Consider the following 22,951-nt stretch of genomic DNA (forward strand, 5'->3'; position numbering starts at 1 on the left):
AACGACCGTCGTTGAGTTCGTGCGTCAGACCGCCTCGGCGCCGGAGATGATCTCGATCAGCTCCTTGGTGATCTGGGCTTGACGGGTTCGGTTGTAGATCTGGGTTTGCTTGCGGATCATTTCGCCGGCGTTGCGGGTGGCGTTGTCCATCGAGCTCATCTGCGCGCCGTAGAACGAAGCGGTGTTCTCCAGCAGCGCGCGGAAGATCTGCACCGCGATGTTGCGCGGCAGCAGGCCCGAAAGGAGTTCGTCCTCCTCCGGCTCATATTCGTAGGACGTCGACGGCGCGTTCGCCGCCTTCTCTTCCACGACCAGCGGAATGATCTGCTGCGCGGTCGGGATCTGGGCGATCACCGACTTGAACTGCGCGTAGAACAGCGTGCAGACGTCGAACTCGCCGTTCTCGAAACGGGCCAGCACCTTCCTGGCGATGTCCTCGGCGTTGACGAAACCGAGCTGACGAACGCTGCGCAGGTCGAGATGTTCGACGATCTGCTTGTCGAACTGGCGGCGGAGCTGCTCATAGCCCTTGCGGCCGACGCAGAAGAATTTGACTTCCTTGCCCTGCGCCATCAGCGCCTGGGCACGATCGCGCGCGAGACGCACGATCGAGGAGTTGAAGGCGCCGGACAGGCCGCGCTCGCCGGTGCAGACCAGCAGCAGGTGGACCTGGTCCTTGCCGGTGCCGGCCAGCAGCGCCGGCGCGCCGGGCGAACCGGCGGCAGCGCTGGCGATGTTGGAGATCACCGCGCTCATCTTGTCGGCATAGGGGCGCGCAGCTTCGGCCGCCTGCTGGGCGCGGCGCAACCTGGACGCCGCGACCATTTGCATGGCCTTGGTGATCTTTTGCGTCGCCTTGGTGGAGGCGATGCGCACGCGCATGTCTTTAAGTGACGCCATTCTTCGTTCACCCCGGCGGTTCGACTGATACGTCGGACCGCTAGCCTGTCCCGATCGCAATGCCCGGCCGGGCGCCGGGCACGCTTCTTATTGTCTTGCCTCTCGCGAAGCGATCATGGCCGGGTGACCCGGCCATGCTGCGACTAAGCGAAGCTCTTCGCAAAACCTTCGACCACCGACTTCAGCTTGGCAGCCACGTCGTCTGAGAGGTCGCGGGTGTCGCGGATCGAATTGAGGATGTCGACGTTCTTGCCACGCAGCAGCGACAGCAGGCCGTCCTCGAACGCGCGCACCTTGTTGACCGGGAGCGGATCGAGATAGCCGTTGGTGCCGGCCCAGATCACGCAGACCTGCTCTTCCATCTTCAGCGGCGCGAACTGCGGCTGCTTCAGGAGCTCGGTCAGGCGCGAGCCGCGGTTCAGCAGGCGCTGGGTCGAGGCGTCGAGGTCGGAGCCGAACTGCGCGAACGCCGCCATTTCGCGGTACTGCGCCAGCTCGCCCTTGATCTTGCCGGCGACCTTCTTGGTGGCCTTGGTCTGCGCCGAGGAGCCGACGCGCGACACCGACAGACCGACGTTCACCGCGGGACGGATGCCCTGGAAGAACAGGTCGGTTTCCAGGAAGATCTGACCGTCGGTGATCGAGATGACGTTGGTCGGAATGTAGGCCGACACGTCGTTGGCCTGGGTTTCGATGACCGGCAGTGCGGTCAGCGAGCCCGAGCCGTGATCCTTGCTGAGCTTGGCCGCGCGCTCGAGCAGACGGGAATGCAGGTAGAACACGTCGCCCGGATAGGCTTCGCGGCCCGGCGGGCGGCGCAGCAGCAGCGACATCTGGCGGTAGGCGACGGCCTGCTTGGACAGATCGTCATAGATGATGACCGCGTGCATGCCGTTGTCGCGGAAGAACTCGCCCATGGTGCAGGCGGTGAACGGCGCGATGTACTGCATCGGCGCCGGATCCGACGCGGTGGCGGCGACGACGATCGAATATTCGAGCGCGCCCTGCTCTTCCAGCACCTTCACGAACTGGGCAACCGTCGAGCGCTTCTGGCCGACCGCGACGTAGACGCAGTACAGCTTGATGTTCTCGTCGGGCTGCGCGTTGAGCGGCTTCTGGTTCAGGATGGTGTCGAGCGCGATCGCGGTCTTGCCGGTCTGACGGTCGCCGATGATCAGCTCGCGCTGGCCGCGGCCGATCGGGATCAGGGCGTCGATCGCCTTGAGGCCGGTCGCCATCGGCTCGCTCACCGACTTGCGCGGAATGATGCCGGGCGCCTTGACGTCGACGCGCATGCGCTTGTCGGCCTGGATCGGGCCCTTGCCGTCGATCGGATTGCCGAGCGCGTCGACGACGCGGCCGAGCAGGCCCTTGCCGACCGGCGCGTCCACGATGGCGCGGGTGCGCTTGACGGTCTGGCCTTCCTTGATCTCTCGGTCGCCGCCGAAGATCACGACGCCGACGTTGTCGGTTTCGAGGTTCAGCGCCATGCCGCGGGTGCCGTTCTCGAACTCGACCATTTCGCCGGCCTGGACGTTGTCCAGACCGTAGACGCGAGCGATACCGTCGCCGACGGACAGCACCTGTCCGACTTCGGAGACTTCAGCTTCCTGGCCGAAATTCTTGATCTGGTCCTTGAGGATCGCGGAAATTTCCGCGGCGCGGATGTCCATCAGCCTGCCTCTTTCATCGCGTGCTTGATCGAATTGAGTTTGGTGCGAAGCGAACTATCGATCATGCGGCTGCCGAGCTTGACGACGAGGCCACCGATGATCGAGGGATCGACATTCACGTTGAGCGCGACGTCCTTGCCGGTCACCGACTTCAGGGCAACCTTGAGGGCGTCGAGATTCTTGTCCGAAAGCGTTTCCGCCACGGTGACGTCGGCCGTCACCTCGCCCTTGAACCTGGCGACCAGGGCCCGGTAGGCGCGAATGACGTCGACCACCGCGAACAGGCGGCGATTGGCGGTCAGGACTTTCAGGAAATTGGCGGAGATGCCGGCGATGCCGGCCTTGGCCAGCACGGCCGAAAGGGCCTTGGACTGGGCATCGGCCGCGAAAACCGGGCTGCGGACGAGGCGCTTTAGATCGGCGCTCTCATTCAGCATGGCCTCGAATTTCTCGAGATCGGCTTTGACCTCGTCGACCACTTTCTGGTCGCGGGCCAGTTCAAACAAGGCCGTTGCATAACGGCCGGACACACCTGAAACGGACGTATCTTCTGCAGCCACAGACGCGCTCTTTTTGCTGTCAAACTCGCAAGGGAAAAACCGTCGCCACAAAGCGGCGCCAAGCGATCCAAGCCCTTGGAATTCAAGCGGGACTTCGATTTCCGGCCGACACGGGAGGTGCCGGATCCGTGAAAATCGCGGCTTTGCTAACATAGCAGGCGCGCAGGTGCAACATGACGCCAAATTAAAGGCACGAGGTTCTGTCGCCAGTTCGTCGCACGCTGGATGCATCGATCACACCGGGTCCGAGGACCGTAGCTAGGGCTTGATCACCTCCTTGGGTGACGGCCTGCCGCGCGACGGAGTTGTCGCGGGCTTCGCCGCGATCCCCGTCTTTGGTTCCTGCCCTCAGCGCATAGCGGCCATGAACACGGATCGCTGAGGCGTGATTCCAGCCTCGCCGGCTCCACTCGCCGAATACTTACCCAATTCTAAATGCTCAAGGTCATCACTTCGCTTTTACAGTATTTACAAGTAATCAATAGGTTAACAAATCGTTAAAGGCGAAGATTAAGGGGCATCGGCTGAATATCTCGTACCGGTAACAAGATATTTCATGACGACACAGAATGGATTTACTGCCCAATTCACGCCTCATTAGGAATCGAAACGCCAACCCGCTCACAAACTGATGGGGGCTCCACTAGCCACATGTGTGGCAATACTAGCTTAGGGACCACTAAATGCTGTCTTTGAAGACGCTGGGCTTTGTGACCCGGCCGCGCACGGCGATCGCTTTCATTGCCGCAACTCTTCTCATCGGTGGAACTGCCACCGAAGCTTCCGCCAAATCCCGGCATCACCGGCATCATCATCACCGCCACCACGCTCAGACCGATACCAACGCGACCTCCGATTGGCGCAACGCCAATGCGTCGATGACGCCGACCTCGGGCACGGGCCACAGCTTCTCCGGCATGGCCTCCTTTTACGGCAACGAGTCCGGCAGCCGCACGGCCTCGGGCCAGCGCTTCAACCAGAATGCTATGACCGCGGCGCACCGTTCGCTGCCGTTCGGCACCAAGCTGCGCGTCACCCACGGCGGCTCGAGCGTCGTCGTCACCATCAATGACCGTGGCCCGTTCATTCGCGGCCGGGTTCTCGACCTCTCCACGGGCGCTGCCCGCGCCATCGGCCTCACGGGTCGCGGCGTCGGCCGCGTCACCGCGGAAGTCGTCTCCTAAGGCGCGATAAAGCGTCCATCGAGCGCGCGCAGTTTTCATCAGTTTGATGCGCGCATGAAACAAGCCCGCGGTCTTGGGGGACCGCGGGTTTTTTTATGGCACGTCGTAGCCCGGGCGGAGCGCAGCTGCCGTAGGGTGGGCAAAGCATTCTCCGGCGCTCGCAGAGCGGCGGCGGATGCGTGCCCACCAATTTCAGTGGTGGGCACGCTTACGCCTTCGTTCTTCGAACGAAGACGCGCGCTTTTGCCCACCCTACGAATGCGCCTGGCTCCTACAAAAAGCTCTGCGGATCGACGTCGACTTCGAGCTTCTGATTGCCCGTCGGCTTCGGGCAGACGGCGAGCCAGTTGCGCAAATAGTCCGAGAGGTCGAAACCGCGCGCCGATTTCACCAGGATGCGGAAGCGGTAGCGGCCCTTGATGACCGCGAGCGGCGCTTCCGCTGGCCCCAGCACCACGACGCGCTCGTCGCGGGGCGCGAGCGCGACGAGTCTCCGCCCGAGACCTTCGGCGCTCGGGCGGTCGCCGGCGGAGATGATCAGGCTGGCGAGCCGGCCGAACGGCGGATACAGCGTGCGTTCGCGCAGATCGATCTCGCTGTCGTAGAAGGCCTCGCGGTCGCAGGCGATCAGCGCCTTCATCACGGGATGATCGGGCTGGTGGGTCTGGAGATAGCCGACGCCGCGGCCCTGCTCGCGGCCAGCGCGGCCGATCACCTGGTTGAGCAATTGCCAGGTCCGTTCCGCCGCGCGCGGATCGCCGTTGGACAGGCCAAGATCCGCATCGACCACGCCGACCAGATTGAGCCGCGGGAAATTGTGGCCCTTGGCGACGAGCTGCGTGCCGATGATGATGTCGACGCGGCCCTCCGCGATCTCGGCAAGCTCAGAGCGCATCGTCTCGATCGAGGTGATGAGATCGCTCGACAGCACCATGGTGCGGGCTTGCGGGAATAGCGCGGCGGCCTCCTCCTGCAGGCGCTCGACGCCGGGGCCGACCGCGACCAGCGATTCCTCGGCCGAGCAGTTCGGACAGAGATGCGGCCGCGGCATCGAGAAGCCGCAATGATGGCAGACCAGGCGCTGGCGGAAGCGGTGATCGACCAGCCAGGCATCGCAGATGGTGCAGGCGAAGCGATGGCCGCAGCCGCGGCACAGCGTCAGCGGCGCATAGCCGCGGCGATTGAGGAACAGCAGCGCCTGCTCGCGCTTTTCGATCGCGCCTCTGATTTCACCGGCCAGCCGCGGCGAGATGAAGCGGCCGCGCGCCGGCGGCTCGCGGCGCATGTCGATGGCCTCGATATGCGGCATGTGCTGGCCGCCGAAGCGCGAGGGCAGCGCGATGCGCTGATAGCGGTTCTTGCGCGCGTTGACCTCGGATTCGACCGACGGTGTCGCAGACGCCAGCACGACCGGAATCTTGGCGATATGCGCGCGCACCACCGCCATGTCGCGGGCGTGATAATGTACGCCCTCGTCCTGCTTGTAGGCCTGATCGTGCTCCTCATCGACGACGATCAGGCCGAGATTGGCGTAGGGCAAAAACAGCGCCGAGCGCGCGCCGACCACGACTGGCGCGCTGCCTCCGGAGATCGCAGCCCAGTTGCGCGCCCGGGTGCGCGGCGTCAGCTCGGAATGCCATTCGATCGGCCGCACGCCGAAGCGTTGCGCGAAGCGATCGAGGAACTGGCCGGTGAGCGCGATCTCCGGCATCAGGATCAGCGATTGCCTGCCGCGGCGGATGGCTTCCGCGATCGCCTCGAAATAGACCTCGGTCTTGCCGGAGCCGGTGACGCCGTCGAGCAATGCGACGTGGAAGGTGCCGTTGGCCGCGAGCGCGCGCATCGTGTCGACCGCCGCGCGCTGCAGCGGGGTAAAATCCGGCCGGCCGAAATCGGGATCGGGCACCGGCGGCGGGGCAGGCGGCGGCATCGGCTCGACCGTCAGCGTGCCTTCGTCGACCAGCCCGTCGATCACGCCCGAGGAGACGCCGGCCTCCTTGGCCGCTTCCGACTTGCCGTGCAGCAGCCGGTCCGACAGCACCTCGATCACGCGCTGTCGGGCCGGCGTCAGCCGTCGCGGCGGATCGCCGACCAGCCGCACGCCGGGACGCACCCGCTCGGGGCCGAGATTTTCGCCCATCCGCAAGCACATGCGCAGCACCATGCCGCGCGGGCTCAGCGTGTAATTGGCGACCCAGTCGACCACCTGCCGCAGCTCGGGCTTGAGCGGCGGGATGTCGAGCTTCTCGCTGACCTCCTTGAGACGGTTGTGCAGGCGGGGATCCGGATTGGCGTTCTCTCCCCAGACCACGGCCAGCACCTCGCGCGGCCCGAGCGGCACGGCGACGAGATCGCCCGCCTTCAGCTCCATGCCGCGCGGCACCTTGTAGGAATAGGTCTGGTCGAGCGCGACCGGCACCAGCACGTCGACCATGCCGGTCGCGTTGGTGGGGGCGGCGGTGCTGCGCGAGGTGTGATCCATGAACGAAGAATCGGAACCGGGGGCCTCAAGGCTAGCGCCCTGCGGCGGCCTTAGCGAACGATAAACGGATGTGATGCGATATACTGGGTGGAATCACCACGTCCAGTGCGCATGAGCAAAGCCGTCGCCCCACAAATCGAGCTGGCCAGCGCCGATCCCTCGATCGCGCAGGAGATGACGCGCTGGCTGTCGCATCTCGGCGCCGAGCGGCGGTTGTCGCCGAAGACGCTGGAAGCCTATGGCCGCGACTTGCGGCAGTGCCTGGATTTCCTTTGCAGCCATTGGGGCGAACGCGTGACGCTGAAGCGCTTCGCGGCGTTGGAGGCCACCGACGTCCGCGCCTTCATGGCGATGCGACGCGCCGACGACATCGCCGGCCGCAGCTTGATGCGTGCGCTCGCCGGGCTGCGCTCCTTCGGCCGCTTCCTCGAGCGCGAAGGCAAGGGCAAGGTCGGCGCACTCTCGGCGATCCGTGCGCCGAAGGTGGCCAAGACCTTGCCGAAGCCGTTGCCGATGGCATCGGCCAAACGCCTTGCCGATGCCGACGAGCGGGCCGGCGAGGATCGCGAGACCTGGATCCTGGCGCGCGACGCCGCGGTGATGGCGCTCTTGTACGGCTCGGGCCTGCGCATCTCCGAGGCGCTCGGCCTGAAGCGCCGCGAGGTGCCGCGTCCCGGCGAGGGCGACGTGCTGATCGTGACCGGCAAGGGCAACAAGACCCGCATGGTGCCGGTGCTGCAGAACGTGCTCGAACTCGTTCAGGAATACGTCGCGATGTGCCCGTATCCGTTGCCGGCGGAAGGCCCCATCTTCCTCGGCGCGCGCGGCGGTCCGCTCAGTCCGCGCATCATCCAGCTCGCGATGGAGCGGCTGCGCGGCGCGCTCGGCCTGCCCGACAGCGCCACGCCGCACGCGCTGCGCCATTCCTTTGCCACGCATCTGCTGTCACGCGGCGGGGACTTACGCGCCATCCAGGAGTTGCTCGGCCATTCCTCGCTCTCGACCACGCAGATCTACACCGGCATCGATTCCGAACGCCTGCTGGAAGTCTATGCCAGCGCGCATCCAAGACGCTGACGAATTGGCGCTGACACACTGACGTCATAACTGCCTTGCCTCTTGCGCAGGCCGCGCGGTTCGGTCAATCGTTGCGGAACCGAGGCAGGAGAGACTGATGAGCGCACATGAAAGCATGGAGCATGCCGAGCACGCCGAACACGCGTCCGGCTCGAACAAGAAGATCGCGCTCCTGATCGCCGTGCTGGCGCTCTTCCTGGCGATCTCGGAGACGCTCGGCAAGGGCGCCCAGACCGAATCGATCAGCAAGAACGTCGAGGCCGCCAATCTCTGGGCGTTCTTCCAGGCCAAGAGCATCCGCCGCACCGTGGTGATCACGGCGGCCGAGCAGGGCAAGCTCGCGCTCGCCGGCGCGGACGAGGCGCAGAAGCCCGCCGTGCAGAAGCAGGTCGACGACTGGACCAAGACCGCGCAGCGCTACCGCTCCGAGCCGGAGACCGGCGAAGGCACCGAGCAGCTCGCCGAGAAGGCCAAGCATGCCGAGCACGAGCGCGACGAGGCGACCGCGAAATACCATCACTTCGAGCTGGCGTCGGCCGCCTTCCAGATCGGCATCGTGCTGGCCTCGGCCACCATCATCACCGGCATGTTCGCGCTGGCCTATGTCGCCGGCATCCTGACGCTCGCCGGCCTGCTCATGACCAGCCTCGGCCTGTGGTGGCCGCATCTGGTGCATTTGCATTGATTGGTGCAACAGCGTTGCACCAACTCCGTCATCCTGAGGTGCGAGGAGCGCAGTGCATCAGCGCTGCGCCCGGAGCCTCGAAGGATGAACGGCCGAGATGCAGACGGGCCGTCGCCCTTCGAGGGCCGCTGAAGAAGCGGCCACCTCAGGGTGACGGTGAGAGACTGAATGTGCGGGCAGCTACCGCGCCTGGTGCACGCTCTTCCTGAAACGCTGGATCACACGCAGCGTACGTGACGACCAGCCCTCGCCGTTGCCGGCGATCAGCTCGCGGATACGGCGCTTGATCGGGTCGACCAGCAGGCGCGCCTTGGCGCGGACCTTCATCACCAGATCGTAGATCCGCTCGAACCAGTGCATCTCCAAAAGCTTGTCGCGCGTCACGTCGAACACGAAGGCGGTGACGCCGACGCCCAGCAGCTTCGCGAAAACGATCGTGAAGACCGCGCTGGTCCAGTATTCATGCGTGAGCAGCCACAGGCCGACCAGCTTGAGCGGAAACAGCGGGACGATGGGGACCGCGAACACGATCAGCGTCATGGCCGGCGACAGCGCATCGACGCGCTCCGTCAGCCATTGCTTGAAACGTGCGAGCGGGACGGCTGCGACAACCCGCGCAACGATCGGCTCGAGATGGTCCCACAGCCAGGCTTCGATCAGGAAGATGATCGCAAGCAGGACCCAGACCGGTTGAAGAAGGCGGCGCAGCATGTGTTCCCCGCCCGATTTGGCGCTGGGCGCGTTGCTACATATGGATGGCTCGCTTGCCGACTGCAAGCGCGGCTTCCTTGATCGCCTCCGAGCGGGTCGGATGCGCGTGGCAGGTGCGCGCGAGATCTTCCGCACTGCCGCCGAATTCCATGAGAACGCACGCTTCATGGATCATTTCGCCGGCTTCGCGGCCGATAATGTGCACGCCGAGCACGCGATCGGTCTTCGCATCTGCGAGAATCTTCACAAAGCCGTCAGTGGTCTGGTTGACCTTGGAGCGGCCATTGGCGGTAAAGGGAAACTTCCCGACGGTATAAGCTGTGCCCGCCTGCTTCAGCTCCTCCTCGGTCTTGCCGACGCAGGACACTTCCGGCGTGGTATACACGACGCCTGGGATCACATCGTAATTCACGTGCCCGGCCTGGCCGGCGATGATCTCGGCCACCGCCACGCCCTCGTCCTCGGCCTTGTGCGCGAGCATCGGCCCAGCGACGACGTCGCCGATGGCATAGACGCCCTTCAGGCTGGTGGCGAAATGCGGATCGATCTGGACGCGGCCACGATTGTCCAGCGCGACCCCGGCCTCCTTCAGGCCAAGCGCGTCGGTGTAGGGCACGCGGCCGATGCAGACCAGAACGACGTCGGCTTCCAGCGTCTCGGCGGCACCGCCGGCGGCGGGCTCGATGGTCGCCTTCAGCGTCTTGCCTGAATTGTCGACGGCGGTGACCTTGGCGCCAAGCTTGAACGCAAAGCCCTGCTTTTCCAGGATGCGCTGGAATTGCTTGGCGATCTCGCCGTCCATGCCGGGCAGGATGCGATCCAGGAATTCGACGACGACGACTTCGGCACCGAGACGATGCCAGACCGAACCGAGCTCGAGGCCGATCACGCCGGCGCCGACGATCAAGAGCTTGCCGGGGACCTTGTCGAGCGACAGCGCGCCGGTCGAGGACACGATGCGCTTCTCGTCGATCTCGATGCCCTTGAGACGCGCAATGTCCGAGCCGGTCGCTATCACGATGTTCTTCGTTTCGATCGTCTGCGACTTGCCGTCGGCGGAGACCGCGACCTTGCCGGTCCCCAGGATCTTGCCGGTGCCCTTGAGCACGTCGATCTTGTTCTTCTTCATCAGGAACTCGACACCCTTGACGTTGCCGTCGATGCCCTGCTGCTTGAAGTTCATCATCGCGGGAAGATCGAGCTTCGGCGAGGAGACCGACACGCCCATCTTGGCGAAGGAGTGCCCGGCTTCCTCGAACATCTCGGACGCGTGCAGCAGCGCCTTCGACGGCATGCAGCCGACATTGAGGCAGGTGCCGCCGAGGGTTGCGTTCTTTTCGACCACGGCGACTTTCATGCCGAGCTGGGCTGCGCGCACCGCGCAGACATAACCGCCCGGTCCGGTGCCGATGACGACGAGATCGTAGGTAGCCATGAGAGAAAGTCCCGTAGGTTTAGCGTGATGGGGATGTGTCAGCGTCCGCGCGGCGCGTCAGCGTCCGCCGGACACATCGAGAGTTGCTGCGGTGATGTAGGAAGCCTCGTCCGACATCAGCCAGACGATGGCATTGGCGATTTCATCGGCGGTGCCGACGCGCTTCATCGGCACCATATGGGCCAGACGATGGGCGCGGTCGGGCTCGCCGCCGGCGGCGTGAATTTCCGTATCGATCAGGCCCGGCCGGATGCCCGCGACACGAATGCCTTCGCCCGCGACCTCATAGCCGAGGCCGGTGGTGAAGGAATCGATCGCGCCCTTGGACGCGGCATAGTCGACATAGGTGTTGGGCGCGCCGAGACGCGCCGCGACCGAAGACAGGTTGACGATGACGCCACCCTTGCCGCCGTGCTTGGTGGACATCCGCTTCACGGCCTCGCGCGCGCAGAGAATGGAGCCGGTGACGTTGACCGCGAGCACGCGCTGGATGCGCTCGGCCGACATCTCGTCGACCCGCACGCCGCTGGTGCCGACGATACCGCCATTGTTGACGAGCGCGGCCAACGTGCCGAACTTGTCGGCCTGCTTGAACAGATCGAGGATGTCGCCTTCCTCGGCGACATCGCATTTCACCGCGATCGCCTTGCCATTGCCGGCCTCGATCTGGGCGACAACCTCACCGGCGGCCTTCTTGTTGCTGGCATAGCCGACCACGACGCGATAGCCGCGCGCAGCCGCCGCAATCGCGGTCGCGCGGCCAATGCCACGGCTGCCGCCGGTGATGACAACGACTTTATCGGTCACATCAATCCCCACGAGTTCGAGCGCACTACGACGTCTTGCCCTCAAGAGCGGCCAATCGATCCAGCACGGACTTGTCCGTGAGGCTCACCAGATGGAACAGAATGAAGGGCGTGAGAAACGGAATCAGGCACCAAGCAGCAAAGCCGACCCCCTTACCTTTTCTTCGACTGATCGGAATCGCGAAGAAGAAAAAGATAAGGGTGGTCAGCAGGAACGGCACCATGGAGATGAGCGCATGCGCAAGCGACGGCTCCCCCATCGTCGCCTCCCTCAGAGATCGAGCACCAGGCGCGCCGGATCTTCCAGGCTCTCCTTGACGCGAACCAGGAAGGTGACGGCTTCCTTGCCGTCGATGACGCGGTGATCGTACGACAGCGCCAGATACATCATCGGGCGGACCTCGATCTTGCCGCCGACGACCATCGGCCGCTCCTGGATCTTGTGCATGCCGAGGATGCCGGATTGCGGCGCGTTCAGGATCGGGGTCGACATCAGCGAGCCGTAGATGCCGCCATTGGTGATGGTGAAGGTGCCGCCCTGCATCTCGTCGATCTTGAGCTGGCCGTCGCGGGCGCGGCGGCCGAAATCGGCGATGCCCTTCTCGATGTCGGCGATCGACTTGTGGTCGCAGTCGCGCACCACGGGCACGACGAGACCCTTGTCGGTGCCGACGGCGACGCCGATGTGGTAGTAGTTCTTGTAGATCAAATCAGTGCCGTCGATCTCGGCGTTGACCGCCGGGATATCCTTCAGCGCCTGCACGACGGCCTTGGTGAAGAAGCCCATGAAGCCGAGCTTGGAGCCGTGCTTCTTCTCGAACGCATCCTTGTAGTGGGCACGCAGCGCCATCACGTTGGTCATGTCGACCTCGTTGAAGGTCGTCAGCATCGCCGCGGTGTTCTGCACGTCCTTGAGGCGGCGCGCGATGGTCTGGCGCAGGCGGGTCATCTTGACGCGCTCTTCGCGGGCGGCATCGTCTGCCGGTGACGGCGCACGCACCTGCACGGCGGCGGCCGGCTGGTTCACCGGGGTGGGCGCGGAGGCCGCACGCTCGATCGCGGCGAGCATGTCGCCCTTGGTGACGCGGCCGTCCTTGCCGGAGCCCGGAACGGTAGAGGCATCGACGCCGGTCTCGGCCGAGAGCTTGCGCACGGAGGGGGCGAGCGGCGCGTCGGCCGGCGGCGCCTTCGGCGCGCTAGGCGCCGGCGCGGAAGCAGCGGCGGCGGCAGGAGCGGCAGCGGCGGGCTTGGCGGGAGCCGCAGCGGGCTTGGCAGCGCCTGCGCCTTCCGTGATCTGTCCGAGCAGCGCGCCGACCGCGACGGTCGCGCCATCGGCGGCGATGATCTCGCTCAGCGTGCCGGCGGAGGGCGCCGGGACCTCGATGGTGACCTTGTCGGTCTCGAGCTCCACCAAGGGCTCGTCGACGGCGACAGGGTCGCCGGCCTTCTTGAACCAGCGGCCGATGGTGGCCTCGGTGACGGATTCGCCGAGCGTCGGCACACGAATTTCAGTCATGGTCTTTTCCTTAAGGGATCGCCGGTGCGGTCATAAGTCGGTCGTCAATGGCCCGCGAAAAGCAAGCCATCCGGCAAGCCGGACGTTCGTACACTGCACGGACATCGCGACGTACCGGATGCCCCGCCCCGGTGCGCTGGTTGCGCACGAGGCGGGGCATGACGCAGTTTAAAAAGTTCAGCTCAGTGCTTCGTCCAGGAACGCCTTCAGCTGTGCCTGATGCTTGGACATCAGACCAGTAGCGGTCGCGGCGGAAGCGGCGCGGCCGACATAACGCGGACGCCGGCTCGCGCCGTTCACCTGGTTCAGCACCCATTCCAGATAGGGCTCGATGAAGTGCCAGGCACCCATGTTGCGGGGCTCTTCCTGGCACCACACCACTTCGGCCTTCTTGAAGCGCGACAGCTCGGCCACCAGCGCCTTCAGCGGCACCGGATAGAGCTGCTCGACGCGCATCAGATAGATGTCGTCGATGCCGCGCTTCTCGCGCTCCTCGTAGAGGTCGTAATAGACCTTGCCGGAGCACAGCACGATGCGGCGGACCTTCTCGTCCGGCACGAGCTTGATGGCTTCGTTCGGCAGCATCTGGGCGTCATCATAGAGGATGCGGTGGAAGGTAGTGTCCTTCGCCAGTTCCTCGATGCGCGACACTGCCCGCTTGTGACGCAGCAGCGACTTGGGCGTCATCACGATCAGCGGCTTGCGGATCTCGCGATGAAGCTGGCGACGCAGCACGTGGAAGTAGTTCGCCGGCGTGGTCGGATAGACCACCTGCATGTTGTCTTCGGCGCACATCTGCAGGTAACGCTCGAGGCGCGCCGAGGAGTGCTCCGGTCCCTGACCCTCATAGCCGTGCGGCAGCAGGCAGACGAGGCCGGACATGCGCAGCCATTTGCGCTCGCCCGAGGAGATGAACTGGTCGAACACGACCTGCGCGCCGTTGGCGAAGTCGCCGAACTGGGCTTCCCAGAGGGTCAGCGTGTTCGGCTCGGCGAGCGAGTAGCCGTATTCGAAGCCGAGCACGGCTTCTTCCGACAGCAGCGAGTTGATGACCTCGTAATGGCCCTGCTCGTGGCCGAGATGGTTGAACGGCGTGTAGCGGCTCTCATCCTCCTGGTCGATCAGGACCGAGTGGCGCTGCGAGAAGGTGCCGCGCTCCGAATCCTGTCCGGACAGGCGGACGTGGTGGTTTTCCTGGAGCAGCGTACAGAACGCCAGCGCCTCGCCGGTCGCCCAGTCGATGCCCGCGTTGCCGTCGATCGCCTTGGCGCGATTTTCCAGGAAGCGCTGGATGGTGCGGTGGACGCGGAAACCATCCGGCACCTTGGTGATCTTGCGGCCGATGTCCTTGAGAACAGGCAGATCAACGCCGGTGACGCCGCGCCGCGCATCCTCTTCCTGATCGGCGATCTTGAAGCCGGACCACTTGCCGTCAAGCCAGTCGGCCTTGTTCGGCTTGTAGGAGGTGCCGGCCTCGAACTCGGCGTCGAGCCGCGCGCGCCAGTCGGCCTTCAGCTTGTCGACTTCACCCTCGGTGACCACGCCTTCGGCAATCAGGCGCTTGGAGTAGAGGGTGAGGGTCGAGGCATGGGCCGCGATCCGCTTGTACATCACCGGCTGAGTGAATGCCGGCTCGTCGCCCTCATTGTGGCCATAGCGGCGATAGCACCACATGTCGATGACGACGGGCTTGTGGAATTTCTGCCGGAATTCGATCGCGACCTTGGCCGCGAACACCACGGCTTCCGGATCGTCGCCGTTCACGTGGAAGATCGGCGCGTCGATCATCTTCGCCACATCCGACGGATAGGGCGAGGAGCGCGAGTAACGCGGATAGGTGGTGAAGCCGATCTGGTTGTTGACGATGAAGTGCACGGAACCGCCGGTGCGGTAGCCCTTCAGGTCGGACAGGCCGAAGCACTCGGCCACCACGCCCTGGCCGGCGAACGCGGCGTCGCCGTGCATCAAGAGCGGCATCACCGAGATGCGCATGTCGGGCGGATCGCCGTGCTGGTCCTGCTTGGCGCGGACCTTGCCGAGCACGACGGGATCGACGATCTCGAGATGCGAGGGGTTGGCGGTCAGCGACAGATGGATGCGGTTGCCGTCGAACTCGCGGTCCGAGGACGCGCCGAGGTGATATTTGACGTCGCCGGAGCCTTCGACCGCGTCGGGGTTGGCCGAGCCACCCTTGAATTCGTGGAACAGGGCGCGGTGCGCCTTGCCCATCACCTGCGTCAGCACGTTGAGGCGGCCGCGATGCGGCATGCCCAGCACGATCTCCTTCACGCCGAGATTGCCACCGCGCTTGATGATCTGCTCGAGCGCCGGGATCAGCGATTCGGCGCCGTCGAGACCGAAGCGCTTGGTGCCGGTAAACTTGGTGTCGCAGAATTTTTCGAAGCCCTCGGCCTCGACCAGCTTCATCAGGATGGCGCGGCGACCTTCGCGGGTGAACGAGATCTCCTTGTCCGGACCCTCGATGCGCTCCTGGATCCAGGCCTTCTGCGCGGCATTGCTGATGTGCATGAACTCGACGCCGAGCGTCTGGCAATAGGTGCGCTCGCAGATCGCGGTGATCTCGCGCAAGCTGCCGTATTCGAGGCCGAGCACGTGATCGAGGAAGATCTTGCGGTCGAAATCGGCTTCGCTGAAGCCGTAGGTACGCGGATCGAGCTCTTCGCGGTTGCGCTGGGCTTCGATGCCGAGCGGATCGAGCTTGGCATGGAAGTGACCGCGCATGCGGTAGGAGCGGATCAGCATCAGGGCGCGGACGGAGTCGCGCGTCGCCTGGAGCAGATCGGCGGAGGAGAGACCGGCGCCCTTGTCACCCCCCTTGGCCTGCGCCTTGGCGGCGATCTTGGCACCGACCGCCTTCTCGACTTCGGCCCAGTTGCCGTCGAGGGCGGAGGTGAGGTCATCCTGCGGGGTCAGCGGCCAGTTGTCGCGCTCCCAGGACGGCCCTTCGGCATTCTTCCGGACGTCGGAAGGCTGGTCGTTCAGGCTCTTGAAGAACTCCTGCCACTCGGCGTCGACCGAGGACGGGTCCTTCTCGTAGCGGGCGTAGATTTCGTCGATGTAGGTGGCGTTGGTGCCCTGCAAAAAGGATGACAGGGCAAAGGCTGCGTTCGCGTCCTGGCGAGACATACTGGAGTTCCTGGCGATTTCGGTTCGCGCATAGTAAACGGCGCTGGCACCGAGCTCCCCGGCAGAGGCTCGGCGCGACAGGCACCCTTTACCCTATTTGCTGCGAAACTTCGCCCGGAAAAGCACGAAGAAGTGAATTAGCCCTTCAACTTTTCGGCAAGCGTATGGCCGAGGCGGGCGGGCGACGGGGACACTGTAATCCCTGCCGATTTCATCGCCTCGGTCTTGGAACCGGCGTCGCCCTTGCCGCCCGAGATGATCGCGCCGGCATGGCCCATGCGGCGGCCGGGAGGGGCGGTGACGCCGGCGATGAAGCCGACCATCGGCTTCTTGCGGCCGCGCTTGGCCTCGTCCTTGAGGAACTGGGCGGCGTCCTCCTCTGCGGAACCGCCGATCTCGCCGATCATGATGATCGACTCGGTCTTGGGGTCGGCCAGGAGCATTTCGAGGACGTCGATGAACTCGGTTCCCTTGACCGGGTCGCCGCCGATGCCGACCGCGGTGGTCTGGCCGAGGCCTTCCTGGGAGGTCTGGAACACGGCTTCATAGGTCAGCGTGCCCGAGCGGGAGACGATGCCGACCGAGCCGGTCTTGAAGATGTTGGCGGGCATGATGCCGATCTTGCACTCGCCGGCGGTCATGACGCCCGGGCAGTTCGGCCCGATCAGGCGCGACTTGGAGCCGGCCAGCGAACGCTTCACGCGGACCATGTCGACAACCGGAATGCCCTCGGTGATGCAGACGATCAGCGGGATCTCGGCGTCGATGGCTTCGCAGATCGCATCGGCCGCGCCCGGCGGCGGCACGTAGATCACCGATGCATCGGCGCCGGTCTTCTCACGCGCATCGCGCACGGTGTCGAACACCGGCAGGCCCAGATGCGTCGCGCCGCCTTTGCCCGGCGAGGTGCCGCCGACCATCTTGGTGCCGTAGGCAATCGCGGCCTCCGAGTGGAAGGTGCCGTTCTTGCCGGTGAAGCCCTGGCAGATGACCTTGGTGTTCTTGTCGATCAGGATGGACATGAGGTCTGCTTTCGCGAAACTAACAGAGTGAGAGGGTCAGTGGATGCGGCGGTAGACGCCAGTGAGCACGTCGGCCCAGCCTTCCGCGTCCGGCGAGAACTGGATCTTCAACGAGTAGGAATCCTCGTTGATAATTTCGTAGACGTGGCGCGCATTGCCGCGGAGCGAGCCGCGCACCAGCGTCAGGGTATTGCCGACCCACCCGCCGGAAGCGGGCGAAGGCGGCGTATAGCCGAGCGAGTCGTACCAGAACAGTTTGTAGGTCCGGTCGTCGCGGTCGTAGGTGAAGATGCCGTGGGTGGCGAAGATCTGCTTGCCGTCGCGCATCTGCACCGCGTCCTGGATCAGATAGAATCCATTCAGGTCCATGCGCGCGACGACGTGCGAAGTTGCCGGGCCGCCCGCCGTCCAGCGCGACGGGAAGACCACCTCTTCGCCATTCCATTCGCCGGCGAACGCGGCAAGACGCGCGTGCTCGGGAAGCGGAGATGATGCGGCGAGATGGTCCTGGGCCATGGCCTTAGCCTCCCTTGACGGCCTTCACGATCTTCTGCGCGGCGTCGTCGAGATTGTCGGCCGGCACCACGTTCAGGCCGGACTCTCGGATGATCTTCTTGCCGAGCTCGACATTGGTGCCTTCGAGGCGGACCACCAGCGGCACGCTGAGGCCGACTTCACGAACCGCAGCCGTTACGCCCTCGGCGATCACGTCGCACTTCATGATGCCGCCGAAGATGTTGACCAGAATGCCCTTCACGTTGGGATCGGCGGTGATGATCTTGAAGGCGGCCGCGACCTTCTCCTTGCTGGCGCTGCCGCCGACGTCGAGGAAGTTCGCCGGCGACATGCCGTAGAGCTTGATGATGTCCATCGTCGCCATGGCGAGACCGGCGCCGTTGACCATGCAGCCGATGTTGCCGTCGAGCGTGACGTAGTTGAGGTCGTACTTGGACGCCTCGATTTCCTTGGCGTCTTCCTCGGTCTCGTCGCGCAGCGCGAGCACCTCGGGATGACGGAACAGCGCATTGTCGTCGAACGACACCTTGGCGTCGAGCACGCGGAGCTGGCCCTGCTTGGTCACGACCAGCGGGTTGATCTCCAGCATCGACATGTCCTTGGCGACGAAGGCCGCGTAGAGCTGCGCGGTGAGCTTCTCGGCCTGCTTGGCGAGATCGCCGGAGAGCTTCAGCGCATTCGCAACCGTGCGGCCGTGATGGCCCATGACGCCGGTGGCGGGATCGACCGAGAAGGTCACGATCTTCTCAGGATTGTTGTGCGCGACGTCCTCGATGTTGACGCCACCCTCGGTCGAGACGACGAAGGAGACGCGCGAGGTCTCGCGGTCGACCAGGATCGAGAGGTAGAATTCCTTGTCGATGTCGGAGCCGTCCTCGATGTAGAGGCGGTTGACCTGCTTGCCGGCGGGACCGGTCTGGATCGTCACCAGCGTGGCGCCGAGCATCTGCTTGGCGAACTCGGCGACCTCGGCGGCCGACTTGGCGATGCGGACGCCGCCCTTGTCGCCGGCCGAGGCTTCCTTGAACTTGCCCTTGCCGCGGCCACCGGCGTGGATCTGGCTCTTCACCACATAGACCGGACCGGGCAGCGCCTTGGCGGCGGCTTCCGCGTCAGTGGCCTTGAGGACCGGCACGCCCTTGGAGATCGGCACGCCGAACTCACCCAGCAGCGCTTTGGCCTGATATTCATGGATATTCATATGGTCGCTCCCTGAACCCGCGGGCGGTGACCTCTAGGGCCCACCTCAGTCTTGTGGCTGGCATACCATATACCACAGGAACTGCAACCCGGATTCTTTGACTTCGAGATCTCTGGACTGCTGACCCGGAACCTGTCCCGACAACCGGGCCCCGGATATGAAACCGCCGAAGACCGGTTTTCGGACTTCGGCGGGAAGTGTTTGGCTCTTAGCGGCCGAGAAGATCGGGGGCGATCTTCTTGCAGGCATCGACCAGGCCCTGCACCGCGCCGACCGACTTGTCGAAGGCCTCGCGGTCCTTGCCGGCGAGCTCGATCTCGACGACGCGCTCGACGCCCTTGGAGCCGATCACGACGGGCACGCCGACATACATGTCCTTCACGCCGTATTCGCCGTTCAGGTACGCAGCCGAGGGCAGCACGCGCTTCTTGTCACGCAGATAGCTCTCGGCCATCGCGATCGCGGACGCGGCAGGCGCATAGAAGGCCGAGCCGGTCTTGAGCAGGTTGACGATCTCGGCGCCGCCGTTGCGGGTGCGGTCGACGATCTCGTCGAGACGCGCCTGCGAGGTCCAGCCCATCTTGACGAGGTCGGGCAGCGGAATGCCGGCGACGGTGGAGTACTTCACCAGCGGCACCATGGTGTCGCCATGGCCACCGAGCACGAAGGCGGTGACGTCCTCGACCGAGACGTTGAACTCGTCGGCCAGGAAGTAGCGGAAGCGGGCCGAATCCAGCACGCCGGCCATGCCGACGACCTTCTTGTGCGGCAGGCCCGAAGCCTTCTGCAGCGCCCAGACCATCGCGTCGAGCGGGTTGGTGATGCAGATGACGAAGGCGTCGGGGGCGTACTTCTTGATGCCAGCGCCGACCTGCTCCATGACCTTGAGGTTGATGGAGAGAAGATCGTCGCGGCTCATGCCGGGCTTGCGCGGCACGCCGGCAGTGACGATGCAGACCTTGGCGTTGTCGAGCGCCTCGTAGGAGTTCGCGCCGGTGTAGTGGGCGTCAAAACCGTCGACCGGCGAGGACTGCGCGATGTCGAGCGCCTTGCCCTGCGGCACGCCCTCGGCGATGTCGAACATCACCACGTCGCCCAGCTCTTTCAGGCCGATGAGATGAGCCAGCGTTCCGCCGATCTGACCGGAGCCAATCAAAGCAATCTTGTCGCGCGCCATGTGAGCCTGTCCTTTAGACACGTAAGGTGGGGAAAACTGAGAGGGTGGTTATCCCTTTCGCCTCCCCCGTTCAAGTCGCCGGATGCCCAATTGTCGGGCTTGGCGCGATTCCAACCCGCAGACCTAAAAGCCGTCATTCCGGGGCACCCGCGCCATTGCGCGGGCGAACCCGGAATCTCGAAATTGTAGCGCGAGATTCCGGGTCCGCGCTGGTGCGCGCCCCGGAATGACAGCGCTGGCAAATAGGACTTAAGTCTCCACCAGCCCCTTGGTGGAGCCGCTTGCGGTGGAATCCTTGCGGCCGTGAGCCAGCGCCAGATAGGATTCCGAGCTCATCTCGATCAGGCGCGACGCCGTCCGCTTGAACTCCATGGCCTCAACGCCCTCATGGGCCAGGTAGAGCGAGATCGGGTTGGCATCGGCCGAGGCCATCAGCTTCACGGCATTGTCATAGAGCGCGTCGATCAGCGTGATGAAGCGCTTGGCGGCGTTGCGCTGGGACTGGTCCATCACTGGAATATGGTCGACCAGGATGGTGTGATAGTCGTGCGCCAGCCTGAGGTAGTCGGATGCGCCCAGCGGCTTCTCGCAGAGATCGGCAAACGAGAACCGCGCCACGCCATGGGCCGAGCACGGCACGTGCAGGATGCGGCCCTTGATCGAAATATCGCGCGACTTGCATTTGGCGCTGCCCGACATCCGCGACCAGGCGCGGTCGAGCGCCGCGTCCGCATCAGCGTCCGCCGGCGTCAGCCACATCGGCACGCCCTGAAGTTTTTCCAACCGGAAGTCGGTGCGCGCATCGAGCCGCGCGACGTCCATGTGGTCGGTGATCTGCTTGATGAAGGGCAGGAACAGCGACCGGTTCAAGCCGCCCTTGTAGAGATCATCAGGCGCGACGTTGGAGGTCGCGACCACGACGGTGCCGAGCTCGAACAATTTGGCGAACAGGCGTCCGAGGATCATCGCATCCGCGATGTCGGTGACGTGGAATTCGTCGAAGCAGAGCAGCCAGCTCTCCTCGAAGATCGCGTTCGCGGTCAGCGCGATGACGTCGCTGTCGGCGATCTCACCGCGCGCGATGCTCTGGCGATAATCGTAGATGCGCTCATGCACGTCGGCCATGAATTCGTGGAAATGCGCCCGCCGCTTGTGCTCGACCGAGGCGTGCTGGAAGAACAAATCCATCAGCATGGTCTTGCCGCGGCCGACCTCGCCATGGATGTAGAGCCCGCGCGGCGCCTCGTCCTTGTCACTGCTGAACAGGCGGGCAAGCAGGCCCTGCTTGCGCTGCGGCTTGTAGTCCGCGAGCCGCAGGTCGAGCGCGGCATAGGCTTCGGCGACCTCGGCTTGCGCAGCATCGGGCTCGATCGCGCCGGAGGCGATCTGGGCCTGATAGGCTTCGCTGAAGGGGGAACTGGGGGTCGAGAGCATGGCCCTTTACCGCCAGAGACCGGCGGAAATTGCAACCGCGTATTGGCGCAACGGGCTTATGCGCTTGATTTTCAGAGGAGATCGCCGACCCTGGACGCCGTCCTAGCCTATTACGCCCCATTTAGGTAGAATATACCTATTTAGGAACTAAGGATCCTCATATGGCCCTGAGCATCAAGGACCCCGAAACCGAGCGGTTGGCACGGAGTCTCGCGCAACTGACTGGCGAGAACATCACGACCGCGACCAAGCGCGCCATAGAGGAGCGGCTGCGTCGGCTCGGGGGTCAAACGCGCAAAGACGCGCTACTGGAAGACATGGCCGAGATCAGGCGTCGCTGGAGCGAAATGCGCGTCGTGGACGACCGCACGCCTGAGGAAATTCTCGGATACGACGAGCATGGATTGCCACGCTGATGGTGATCGACACATCGGCGATCGTGGCAATCGCGCTCAACGAAGACGATGCAGCCGATATTGAGCGACTGATTGTGGATGATCCGATCCGCCTGATCTCTGCAGCCACGGTGCTTGAAGCAACGATGGTGATCGAAACCCGGCTGGGCGATTCAGGCGGGCGTGAGTTCGATCTCTGGCTCGTCAAGCTCGGTGCAGAGATCGTCGCGGTCGATGCCGTGCAAGTCGATGCCGCACGGCGCGCCTGGCGGCGCTACGGCAAGGGGCGTCACGCCGCGTCGCTCAACTACCGCGATTGCCTCTCTTACGCGCTGGCTATGACTCGCGGCGAACCTTTGCTTTTCAAAGGCGAAGACTTCGCAAAGACCGATATCAGTCGAGCAGGCGCTGCGCCGCTGCGGTAACGCCGCCGAGTTTGGGAGCCTACTCACACAGCTCGTAGGCGTCCTCGACCACATACGGCCCGCCGCCAGTGGAGGCGCGCGACGAGAACAGCACAAACCGCTCCGCCATGAACGCCTTGCTCGGGAAGTAGCCACGCAGCGAGAGATAGTCGGCGACGTCGCGATCGGAGGCATCGTGCAGCCGGGCGAGCGTGACATGCGGGATGAACTTGCGGCCTTCAGGGTTGAGACCGATCCGCTGCATCATGCGCTCGAGCTCGGCCTGCAATTCCATCAGCGGCCTGCTCGGTGCGATCGTCGCAACGACCGCTCTCGGCTTGCGGCCGCCAAAACTCGTCAGCCCCTGCACCTTCACCTCGAAGGGCTTGCGGTCGACGCGAAACAGCATCGATGCGATCTCGTTGGCGGACAGGCCGTCGATATCGCCGATGAAGCGCAGGGTGACGTGATAATTTTCGGGATCGATCCAGCGGGCGCCGGGAAGGCCACCCCGCAAATTGGAAAGCGTCTGGCTGACTTCGGCCGGGATTTCCAGACCAGTGAACAAACGCGGCATCGTTTCGCACTCCCGATGCTTGGGCATGATCCGAGGGACAGACCATATC

General features: G+C 64.5%; 21 protein-coding genes. 5 read left to right on the plus strand and 16 right to left on the minus strand.

Translation table 11 applies throughout. The features are described from left to right. Nucleotides 1–24: 24 nt before the first annotated feature. The 3 genes from A3AS_RS0117430 to A3AS_RS0117440 all read right to left on the minus strand — a co-directional run bounded on the left by A3AS_RS0117430 (nucleotide 25) and on the right by A3AS_RS0117440 (nucleotide 3,133). Nucleotides 25–900: a F0F1 ATP synthase subunit gamma gene (locus A3AS_RS0117430; RefSeq protein WP_018318857.1), complete on the minus strand. Its 876-nt coding sequence runs from the start codon at nucleotides 898–900 to the stop codon at nucleotides 25–27. Between the two features lie 143 nt (nucleotides 901–1,043). Further along, nucleotides 1,044–2,573: a F0F1 ATP synthase subunit alpha gene (gene atpA / locus A3AS_RS0117435; protein WP_018318858.1), complete on the minus strand. Its 1,530-nt coding sequence runs from the start codon at nucleotides 2,571–2,573 to the stop codon at nucleotides 1,044–1,046. Next, nucleotides 2,573–3,133, minus strand: coding sequence for a F0F1 ATP synthase subunit delta (locus tag A3AS_RS0117440; protein WP_018318859.1), 561 nt, complete (start codon nucleotides 3,131–3,133; stop codon nucleotides 2,573–2,575). Before A3AS_RS0117440 ends, atpA begins: the two co-directional genes overlap by 1 nt. A 683-nt stretch (nucleotides 3,134–3,816) precedes the next feature. On the opposite strand from A3AS_RS0117440, the gene A3AS_RS0117445 reads away from it, so the two are divergent. Continuing rightward, a complete protein-coding gene (locus A3AS_RS0117445) occupies nucleotides 3,817–4,317 on the plus strand; it encodes a septal ring lytic transglycosylase RlpA family protein (protein ID WP_018318860.1) in 501 nt (166 codons plus the stop codon). A 271-nt stretch (nucleotides 4,318–4,588) separates the two neighbouring features. Here A3AS_RS0117445 and A3AS_RS0117450 read toward each other — a convergent pair whose 3' ends face one another. Continuing rightward, on the minus strand, nucleotides 4,589–6,799 hold the full coding sequence (locus tag A3AS_RS0117450; protein ID WP_018318861.1) for a primosomal protein N': 2,211 nt from the start codon (nucleotides 6,797–6,799) through the stop codon (nucleotides 4,589–4,591). Nucleotides 6,800–6,910: 111 nt separating this feature from the next. On the opposite strand from A3AS_RS0117450, the gene A3AS_RS0117455 reads away from it, so the two are divergent. Both A3AS_RS0117455 and A3AS_RS0117460 read left to right on the plus strand, forming a co-directional pair. After that, nucleotides 6,911–7,876 (plus strand): tyrosine recombinase XerC, encoded by a 966-nt coding sequence (locus tag A3AS_RS0117455; RefSeq protein ID WP_018318862.1) that lies wholly within the window; start codon nucleotides 6,911–6,913, stop codon nucleotides 7,874–7,876. 97 nt (nucleotides 7,877–7,973) lie between these two features. Next, nucleotides 7,974–8,561 (plus strand): DUF4337 domain-containing protein, encoded by a 588-nt coding sequence (locus tag A3AS_RS0117460; protein ID WP_018318863.1) that lies wholly within the window; start codon nucleotides 7,974–7,976, stop codon nucleotides 8,559–8,561. Nucleotides 8,562–8,741: 180 nt separating this feature from the next. Here A3AS_RS0117460 and A3AS_RS0117465 read toward each other — a convergent pair whose 3' ends face one another. From A3AS_RS0117465 to zapE, 11 genes are all read right to left on the minus strand, one after another. Next, on the minus strand, nucleotides 8,742–9,272 hold the full coding sequence (locus A3AS_RS0117465; RefSeq protein WP_018318864.1) for a hypothetical protein: 531 nt from the start codon (nucleotides 9,270–9,272) through the stop codon (nucleotides 8,742–8,744). 34 nt (nucleotides 9,273–9,306) lie between these two features. Continuing rightward, the gene (lpdA, locus tag A3AS_RS0117470) at nucleotides 9,307–10,707 is read right to left on the minus strand and encodes a dihydrolipoyl dehydrogenase (RefSeq protein ID WP_018318865.1); all 1,401 of its coding nucleotides are present in this window, start codon (nucleotides 10,705–10,707) and stop codon (nucleotides 9,307–9,309) included. A 57-nt stretch (nucleotides 10,708–10,764) separates the two neighbouring features. Then, nucleotides 10,765–11,514 carry an SDR family oxidoreductase gene (locus tag A3AS_RS0117475; protein ID WP_018318866.1) on the minus strand — a complete coding sequence of 250 codons (750 nt, stop codon included), beginning with the start codon at nucleotides 11,512–11,514 and terminating at the stop codon, nucleotides 10,765–10,767. A gap of 25 nt (nucleotides 11,515–11,539) precedes the next feature. Then, nucleotides 11,540–11,773, minus strand: a complete 234-nt coding sequence (locus tag A3AS_RS0117480; protein ID WP_018318867.1) for a hypothetical protein — start codon at nucleotides 11,771–11,773, stop codon at nucleotides 11,540–11,542. A gap of 11 nt (nucleotides 11,774–11,784) precedes the next feature. Then, a complete protein-coding gene (gene odhB / locus A3AS_RS0117485; protein ID WP_018318868.1) occupies nucleotides 11,785–13,029 on the minus strand; it encodes a 2-oxoglutarate dehydrogenase complex dihydrolipoyllysine-residue succinyltransferase in 1,245 nt (414 codons plus the stop codon). A 177-nt stretch (nucleotides 13,030–13,206) separates the two neighbouring features. Beyond that, nucleotides 13,207–16,176, minus strand: coding sequence for a 2-oxoglutarate dehydrogenase E1 component (locus A3AS_RS0117490; RefSeq protein ID WP_018318869.1), 2,970 nt, complete (start codon nucleotides 16,174–16,176; stop codon nucleotides 13,207–13,209). A gap of 137 nt (nucleotides 16,177–16,313) precedes the next feature. Then, complete coding sequence (gene sucD, locus A3AS_RS0117495) at nucleotides 16,314–17,198, minus strand: succinate--CoA ligase subunit alpha (RefSeq protein WP_018318870.1); 885 nt, start codon at nucleotides 17,196–17,198, stop codon at nucleotides 16,314–16,316. A gap of 36 nt (nucleotides 17,199–17,234) precedes the next feature. After that, nucleotides 17,235–17,714, minus strand: a complete 480-nt coding sequence (locus A3AS_RS0117500; protein WP_018318871.1) for a DUF1579 family protein — start codon at nucleotides 17,712–17,714, stop codon at nucleotides 17,235–17,237. Between the two features lie 4 nt (nucleotides 17,715–17,718). Then, nucleotides 17,719–18,915 (minus strand): ADP-forming succinate--CoA ligase subunit beta, encoded by a 1,197-nt coding sequence (gene sucC / locus A3AS_RS0117505; RefSeq protein ID WP_018318872.1) that lies wholly within the window; start codon nucleotides 18,913–18,915, stop codon nucleotides 17,719–17,721. Between the two features lie 208 nt (nucleotides 18,916–19,123). Further along, nucleotides 19,124–20,092, minus strand: coding sequence for a malate dehydrogenase (gene mdh, locus A3AS_RS0117510; protein WP_008145224.1), 969 nt, complete (start codon nucleotides 20,090–20,092; stop codon nucleotides 19,124–19,126). A 249-nt stretch (nucleotides 20,093–20,341) separates the two neighbouring features. Then, nucleotides 20,342–21,526: a cell division protein ZapE gene (zapE, locus tag A3AS_RS0117515; RefSeq protein ID WP_018318873.1), complete on the minus strand. Its 1,185-nt coding sequence runs from the start codon at nucleotides 21,524–21,526 to the stop codon at nucleotides 20,342–20,344. Nucleotides 21,527–21,687: 161 nt separating this feature from the next. Here zapE and A3AS_RS0117520 point away from each other — a divergent pair, with 161 nt between their 5' ends. Further along, complete coding sequence (locus A3AS_RS0117520) at nucleotides 21,688–21,942, plus strand: type II toxin-antitoxin system VapB family antitoxin (protein WP_018318874.1); 255 nt, start codon at nucleotides 21,688–21,690, stop codon at nucleotides 21,940–21,942. Next, nucleotides 21,942–22,346 (plus strand): type II toxin-antitoxin system VapC family toxin, encoded by a 405-nt coding sequence (locus A3AS_RS0117525; RefSeq protein ID WP_018318875.1) that lies wholly within the window; start codon nucleotides 21,942–21,944, stop codon nucleotides 22,344–22,346. Before A3AS_RS0117520 ends, A3AS_RS0117525 begins: the two co-directional genes overlap by 1 nt. 19 nt (nucleotides 22,347–22,365) lie before the next feature. Here the strand turns inward: A3AS_RS0117525 and thpR are convergent, their stop codons facing one another. Next, nucleotides 22,366–22,902, minus strand: coding sequence for an RNA 2',3'-cyclic phosphodiesterase (thpR, locus tag A3AS_RS0117530; protein WP_026202086.1), 537 nt, complete (start codon nucleotides 22,900–22,902; stop codon nucleotides 22,366–22,368). Nucleotides 22,903–22,951 lie beyond the last annotated feature (49 nt).

The organism is Bradyrhizobium sp. WSM2793, from assembly GCF_000379585.1.
In the GTDB taxonomy this organism is placed as follows: Bacteria; Pseudomonadota; Alphaproteobacteria; order Rhizobiales; family Xanthobacteraceae; genus Bradyrhizobium.